This window comes from Streptomyces sp. MS191, from assembly GCF_008042125.1.
Classification (GTDB): Bacteria; Actinomycetota; Actinomycetes; order Streptomycetales; family Streptomycetaceae; genus Streptomyces.
The window spans coordinates 1-6,513 of sequence record NZ_RDBI01000073.1; the positions used below are offsets into that span (position 1 = coordinate 1).

General features: G+C 75.0%; 6 protein-coding genes. 3 read left to right on the forward strand and 3 right to left on the reverse strand.

Translation table 11 applies throughout. From position 1 onward, the window contains the following. From EAO71_RS33150 to EAO71_RS33165, 3 genes are all read left to right on the forward strand, one after another. A partial coding sequence (locus EAO71_RS33150; protein ID WP_261992466.1) for a DEAD/DEAH box helicase occupies positions 1-2,682 on the forward strand: 2,682 nt, incomplete at its 5' end. Next, complete coding sequence (locus EAO71_RS39370; RefSeq protein WP_261992467.1) at positions 2,679-4,157, forward strand: SWIM zinc finger family protein; 1,479 nt, start codon at positions 2,679-2,681, stop codon at positions 4,155-4,157. The genes EAO71_RS33150 and EAO71_RS39370, both read left to right, overlap by 4 nt. Further along, positions 4,081-4,371 carry a hypothetical protein gene (locus EAO71_RS33165; RefSeq protein WP_261992468.1) on the forward strand — a complete coding sequence of 97 codons (291 nt, stop codon included), beginning with the start codon at positions 4,081-4,083 and terminating at the stop codon, positions 4,369-4,371. The genes EAO71_RS39370 and EAO71_RS33165 overlap by 77 nt, the downstream gene beginning before the upstream one ends. Positions 4,372-4,444: 73 nt before the next feature. On the opposite strand, the gene EAO71_RS33170 is transcribed toward EAO71_RS33165, so the two are convergent. From EAO71_RS33170 to EAO71_RS33180, 3 genes are all read right to left on the reverse strand, one after another. Continuing rightward, on the reverse strand, positions 4,445-4,885 hold the full coding sequence (locus tag EAO71_RS33170; RefSeq protein WP_147981533.1) for a DoxX family protein: 441 nt from the start codon (positions 4,883-4,885) through the stop codon (positions 4,445-4,447). A gap of 70 nt (positions 4,886-4,955) precedes the next feature. Further along, positions 4,956-5,684, reverse strand: coding sequence for a class I SAM-dependent methyltransferase (locus EAO71_RS33175; RefSeq protein WP_147981534.1), 729 nt, complete (start codon positions 5,682-5,684; stop codon positions 4,956-4,958). A 56-nt stretch (positions 5,685-5,740) separates the two neighbouring features. Next, on the reverse strand, positions 5,741-6,513 hold a 773-nt coding region (locus tag EAO71_RS33180; protein ID WP_147981535.1), incomplete at its 5' end, for an ADP-ribosylglycohydrolase family protein.

Genomic DNA, 6,513 nt, shown 5'->3' on the forward strand with positions numbered 1-6,513 from the left:
GTCGCCCGCCCAGAGCGCGGCGGCGTCGATGACGAGGGTGGGGTCGGCGAGGCTGTGCACCTGGAGGAGCGCCGCCGCGGCCTGCCGCTCGTCACCGCCTGCTGGGGCGCGGCCGCCCTGCACGCCCTCCAGCTGGCCGCCCGGGGCAGGCTGCTGCCCGGACTCACCGCCGACGACCTCGACGCCTGGCGGGCCGGCCCGCTGGACGCGGAGGACATCGCCCACCTGCGCGCCGTCGCGGCGGCCATGCCCCACGAAGCCCACGCCGTGCCCGTCCCCGGCCGCGGCCCGCTGCGGCTGCCCGAGCCCGAGGCGCTCGTCCGGGCCTTCCTCGACGCGGTGGCCGACACCCTGCCCCGCACTCCCGCCGCGGCCCACGCGGCCGGGGCGCCGTTCGCCGCCCGGGAGGCCCAGCACCTGCCCCGCGCGCGGGCCTGGGCGGCGGAGGCCGCCGCCGGCATGGACGCCGGCGTCCGCGTCTCGCTCCGCCTCGACCTCGCCGGCTACGAACTCTTCGACATCGCGGAGGAGGGCGGTGACGAGCGGCAGGCCGCGGCGGCGCTCCTCCAGGTGCACAGCCTCGCCGACCCCACCCTCGTCATCGACGCCGCCGCGCTCTGGGCGGGCGACGGCGACGAGCACTTCGGACCCCGGGCCCGCATCGACGCCGTCCTCGCCCTGCGCCGCGCCGCCCGTGTCTGGCCGCCGCTCGGGCGTCTCCTGGAGCGCGACGTCCCCGACGCCCTCGCCCTCACCGAGGACGAGTTGTACGAACTGCTCGGCCCCGCCGCCGCCCGGCTGGCCGACGCCGGGGTCGCCGTCCACTGGCCCCGGGAGCTCGCCCGCTCGCTCAGCGCCTCCGCCGTCGTCCGGCCGGCCATGACCGCACCCGGCTCCGCCACCGACGGCACCACGTTCTTCGACAGCGAGGAACTGCTCCGCTTCAACTGGCAGCTGGCCCTCGACGGGGACCCGCTCACCGAGCGGGAGATGGACGGCCTGGCCGAGGCCCACCGGCCCATCGTGCGCCTGCGTGACCAGTGGGTGGTCGTCGACCCCGACCTCGTCCGCAAGGCCCGCAAGCGCGAACTCGGCCTGCTGGAGCCCGTCGACGCCCTCGCGGTCGCCCTCACCGGCACCGCGGAGGTGGACGGCGAGACCGTCCCCGCCGTGCCCGTCGGCGCCCTCGCCACCCTGCGCGACCGGCTCGTCGGCGGACCCGGGGACGCCGAACCGCCGGCCGGACTGAACGCCACCCTGCGCGACTACCAGCTCCGCGGACTCGCCTGGCTCGACCTGATGACCTCGCTCGGCCTCGGCGGCTGCCTCGCCGACGACATGGGGCTGGGCAAGACCGTCACCCTCATCGCCCTCCACCTGCGCCGCGCGCGCCGCGCGCCGACCCTCGTCGTCTGCCCCGCGTCACTCCTCGGCAACTGGCAGCGCGAGGTCCAGCGGTTCGCGCCCGGCGTCCCCGTCCGCCGCTTCCACGGCGCCGACCGCTCGCTGGACGGCCTCGGCGACGGCCCCGACGCCGGCTTCGTCCTCACCACCTACGGCACCCTGCGCACCAGCGCGCCCCGGCTCGCCGAGCAGGAGTGGGGGATGGTCGTCGCCGACGAGGCGCAGCACGTCAAGAACCCCTTCTCCGCGACGGCCAAGGCACTGCGCACGATCCCGGCACCGGCCAGGGTCGCCCTCACCGGCACCCCCGTGGAGAACAACCTCTCCGAACTCTGGGCGCTGCTCGACTGGACGACCCCCGGCCTGCTCGGTCCGCTGAAGGCGTTCCGCTCCCGCCACGCCCGCGCCGTCGAGAACAGCGAGGAGATCGAGAACGACGAGGCCGTCGAGCGACTCGCCCGCCTGGTACGGCCGTTCCTGCTGCGCCGCCGCAAGTCCGACCCCGGGATCGTCCCCGAGCTGCCGCCCAAGACCGAGTCGGACCACCCGGTTCCCCTCACCCGCGAACAGGCCTCGCTTTACGAGGCCGTGGTCCGGGAGACCATGGCGCAGATCGAGGGCGCGGAGGGGATCGCCCGCCGCGGGCTCGTCATGAAGCTGCTCACCTCGCTCAAGCAGATCTGCAACCACCCCGCGCAGTACCTCAAGGAACAGGCACCGGGCGGCGGAGGCACGGCCCGGCTCGCCGGCCGCTCGGGCAAGCTCGCCCTGCTCGACGAACTCCTCGACACGATCCTCGCCGAGGACGGCTCCGTGCTCGTCTTCACCCAGTACGTCTCCATGGCCCGGCTCCTCGCCGACCATCTGGCGGCCCGGGGCGTCCCCGCCCAACTGCTGCACGGGGGAACGCCCGTGGCGGAGCGCGAGCGGATGGTGGACCGCTTCCAGGACGGCGAGGTGCCCGTCTTCCTGCTGTCCCTGAAGGCGGCGGGCACCGGGCTCAACCTCACCCGGGCCGGGCACGTCGTCCACTTCGACCGCTGGTGGAACCCGGCGGTCGAGGAACAGGCCACCGACCGCGCCTACCGCATCGGCCAGACGCAGCCGGTGCAGGTCCACCGGCTGATCGCCGAGGGCACGGTGGAGGACAGCATCGCCGAGATGCTGCGGGCGAAGCGCGCCCTGGCCGACGCCGTCCTCGGTTCCGGCGAGGCCGCGCTGACCGAACTGACCGACCGGGAGCTGGCGGACCTGGTCTCCCTGAGGAGGCCGTCATGAACCGGCGCCGGCCGGCCGGCCGGACCTACGACCCGCGCCACGACGACCGTCGCCGCACCTTCCCGCAACTCGCCCCGCGCGAGGCTCCGGACGGGCGGTTCGCCGGCACCTGGTGGGGAAACGCCTGGGTGGACGCGCTGGAGGGCACCGCCCTCGACCCGGCTCGCCTGGCCCGGGGCAAGGCCTACGCCGGGCGCGGTCACGTCGACGCCATCACGGTCACCCCCGGCCGGGTCGTCGCCTACGTGCACGGCACGCGCCCCCGCCCGTACCGCACCGAGATCCGGATGCGCACCCTCGGGGACGACGGCTGGGAGCGCTTCCTGGACGAGGTCGCCGCCCGGCCCGAACACATCGCCGCCCTGCTCGACAAGGACGTCCCGCACGCCCTGGAGGCCGTCGAGGGGCTGCTGCCCGCCCGCGGCGACCTGATCCCGGACTGTTCCTGCCCGGACGACGGCTTCCCCTGCAAGCACGCCGCCGCCCTCTGCTACCAGGCCGCACGGCTCCTCGACGAGGACCCCTTCGTCCTCTTCCTGATGCGCGGACGCGGCGAACAGGAGATCCTCGCGGCGCTCACCCGGCGCAACGCGGCGCGGTCGGCTGCCGAGGCGGGCTCGGCGGCGCCCGCGCTGGCGACGGTCCCGGCCCGCGCCGTGCTCGGCCCGCCCCAGGACGAGGCCGTGCCGAGACCCCTGCCACCCCTGCCCGACCCGCTTCCGGTGCCGCCCCGGCCGGGGCGGCACCGGAAGCGGGTCGGGCAGGGGTGGCAGGGGGCGGCCCACGCGGCCGGGGCGCCGTTCGCCGCCCGGGAGGCCCAGCACCTGCCCCGCGCGCGGGCCTGGGCGGCGGAGGCCGCCGCCGGCATGGACGCCGGCGTCCGCGTCTCGCTCCGCCTCGACCTCGCCGGCTACGAACTCTTCGACATCGCGGAGGAGGGCGGTGACGAGCGGCAGGCCMCGGCGYCGGGGAGGAGTACGGCGGGCACGGTGCGGCCACGGGCCCCGGAGCCGTGCCGTCGTACGACGGTCAGCTCCGTCCGGGTCCCCTGCTCCGTGTCCTCGGGCAGCGGCGCCCCGTCGGGCGCCCAGAAGGCGACCCGGCCCTCGCGCGGAAGCGCCGCCGGCAGGAAGACGGCGGCACTGGTCCGCCAGCTGTGCGTCACCGCTGCCCACCTCCCGTTCCGCGACGGATTCCCACTCGATCTCCGACCTTACGGGTGGGGTCTGACAACCGGGTCCCCGCGGTGCTTCGCCCGGGCGGACCAGCACCGGGTGCCGCGTCGCCCGGCAGGCGGCATGGTGGCCAGGAACAGGGCTTCCGCCGCCTTCGCCCGACAGACGAGGATCCGCCATGTCCGTTCAACGGCGTCTCTGCACCGCAGCCGGGGCCGCACTCCTGACGCTCGCCGTCGCGGGCTGCTCCGGCCTGGGCCGGTCCGCGGTGGGCACACTGACGTACGAGACCGAGCGTGACCTGGTCATCACGGTGACGAGTCCCTCGGTGAACGGCTGCCACCTGCTGGGCCCGGCCGGTACGCGGAAGGTCGAGAACCGCACGCTCAACGACATCCAGATGTACCGGACCCGCGACTGCACGGGTGAGGACCCCATCTACATCGCCACCAACACGACCAACGAGATCGCGCCGGACTCCCTGCCCTGGCGCAGCTACAGCGTCGTGCACTGAGAGCGGGCCTCCACGCCGACGCGCCGCGCCCGGACCCCCGTCCCGGGCGCGGCGCGTCGTGGCGCGCGCGTGCTCACGCGCGCCATCGCCGGACGAGCGCGAGAAGCTCCCCGTTGCGGTGGCGGCGGGTCCAGGCGATGGCGACGAGGGGGACGGCCAGGATCAGCGGCGTCAGGGCGTTCTCCCCGTCGAAGACGGTCAGCTGGGTGACGAACGCCCCGATCATCAGGCCGGTCAGTGCGGTCGCCGCGGCGCTGGACAGGATCGGGACCAGCAGGGCGATCGCGCCGGCCAGTTCCAGGGCTCCGACCGTGTACATCAGCCAGTCGCCCCAGCCGATCCGGTCGAAGGACTCGGCCGCCGACCAGTGGCCCACCAGCTTGGGCCCGGCGCTCGGGACGGCGAAGAAGAGCGCGAGGACGATCTGGAGGACCCGCACGGTGATGTCGGCGCGCCGGCCCGGACGGCGTGCGGTGGTGGTCGTGTCGGCGGCGGTCCGGGTGGCGGTGGTCATGGCGGAGTCTCCCTGGTTCGGCGTCTGCTGCGGCGCGTTCACAGGGGTAGACGGGGCGGAGGCCGGGAACTCATCGCCGTTCCGGCGGTCCGTTCGGGGATTCCCGGCGGACCTCGGGACGGGCCCTCACCCAGGTGCCGTCGTCCGTCAGGACGTCCTCCACGACGAGTCCGGCCGCTGCCAGGCAGCGCGTGAACTCCCGCCCGTCCAGGGGCCGGGAGAGGAACGTCTGGGTCCAGCGGGCGTCGGGGAAGACGTACTCGGCGTGCATCGAGTCGACGCCGTCGCCGACCGGCTCCGCGGACAGGATCCGCACGGTGCAGCCCGCGGCGTCCCGGCGCTCGCGCGGCACGTCGCGGTGCCAGTCCTCGCCCTCCCGCTGGATGAGCACGCGGCCGTCGTCCTTCACGTGCCGTCTGCACGCCTCCAGCAGGGCCTGCCTGGTGCGGTGCTCGGCCGTGTGCACCAGGAACGAGCCGAGCAGGACCACGTCGAACCGCCGTTCCAGATCCAGCGATTCGATGGAGCCGTGCACGGTCGCCACACCCGGCGAGCGCTCTCTGACGGCGGCCAGCATCTCCGCGGACTCGTCCACCGCCGTGACGGTGAACCCCCGTGCGGCCAGGGGCTCCGTCACCCGCCCGGCCCCACTGCCCAGTTCGAGCACGGTCGACCCGGCGGGCACGGCGGCCTCGATCACGTCGGGCTCGTCGCCGACGGCGAGCCGCCGGTACAACTCGACCGCGCAGCCGTCCGGGGTGATCGCCCCGGGTCCCGTTCCCTGATGTCCCTCACGCATCGGTCGGTTCATACCGGGGGAACGAGAGGATTCGGACGGCCGTTCCCCCCGTTGCTTCAGCAGGCCGGATATCGCTCGTACGAGTGAAGCGGCACTCCGGGGCCGATCTCGCCGTGCTCGAACTGGAGCGAGAGGTCGTCGGCCAGTTCGGCGACGAACCGCCGGCCCTCGGTCCGCGTCAGCCACTCGGGCGGCAGCCAGACGTCCCCGTGGCGGGCGCCGAGCAGGTTTCCGCAGACCGCCCCCGTCGAGTCGCTGTCACCGGAGTGGTTGACGGAGAGCAGGAGCGCCTCCGCCGGTGCGTCGGGGTGCGCGAGCAGGCAGTACACGGCGATGGCCAGGGTCTCCTCGGCGATCCAGGCGGCGCCGAGCGACTCCACCCGCTCGGGGCTCGGCCTCCCCTCACCGGCCAGGTCGACGGCCGAGCGGAGGGCTGCCGTCGTCTCCTCGTGACCCGGGTGACGGCGCAGCAGTTCCATGGCCCGCAGCACCGCGCCCTCGGCGGACTCGCCCGCCACCAGATGGGCCACGATCGCGGCGAACGCCCCCGACGCCAGCGCCGCCGTCGGATGCCCGTGCGTGATCTGCGCGCAGTGCGCGGCCAGTTCGAAGGCGTCGGGCACGGGCCGGCCGGTCAGACCGAATGGAGCGGACCGCATGACCGTCCCGCATCCCTTCGACTGCGGATTGACGGGTCCGACACCGATGGGCCCCCGCGGCGGCGGGACGTGCCCCGCGGCGACTCCGGTCAGGCAGGCGTTCCCGGGCGCCCGGCGGGCGTACAGCCACGGGAGGGTGCGCAAACGGCCCGTCCGGACGATGTCCGTAC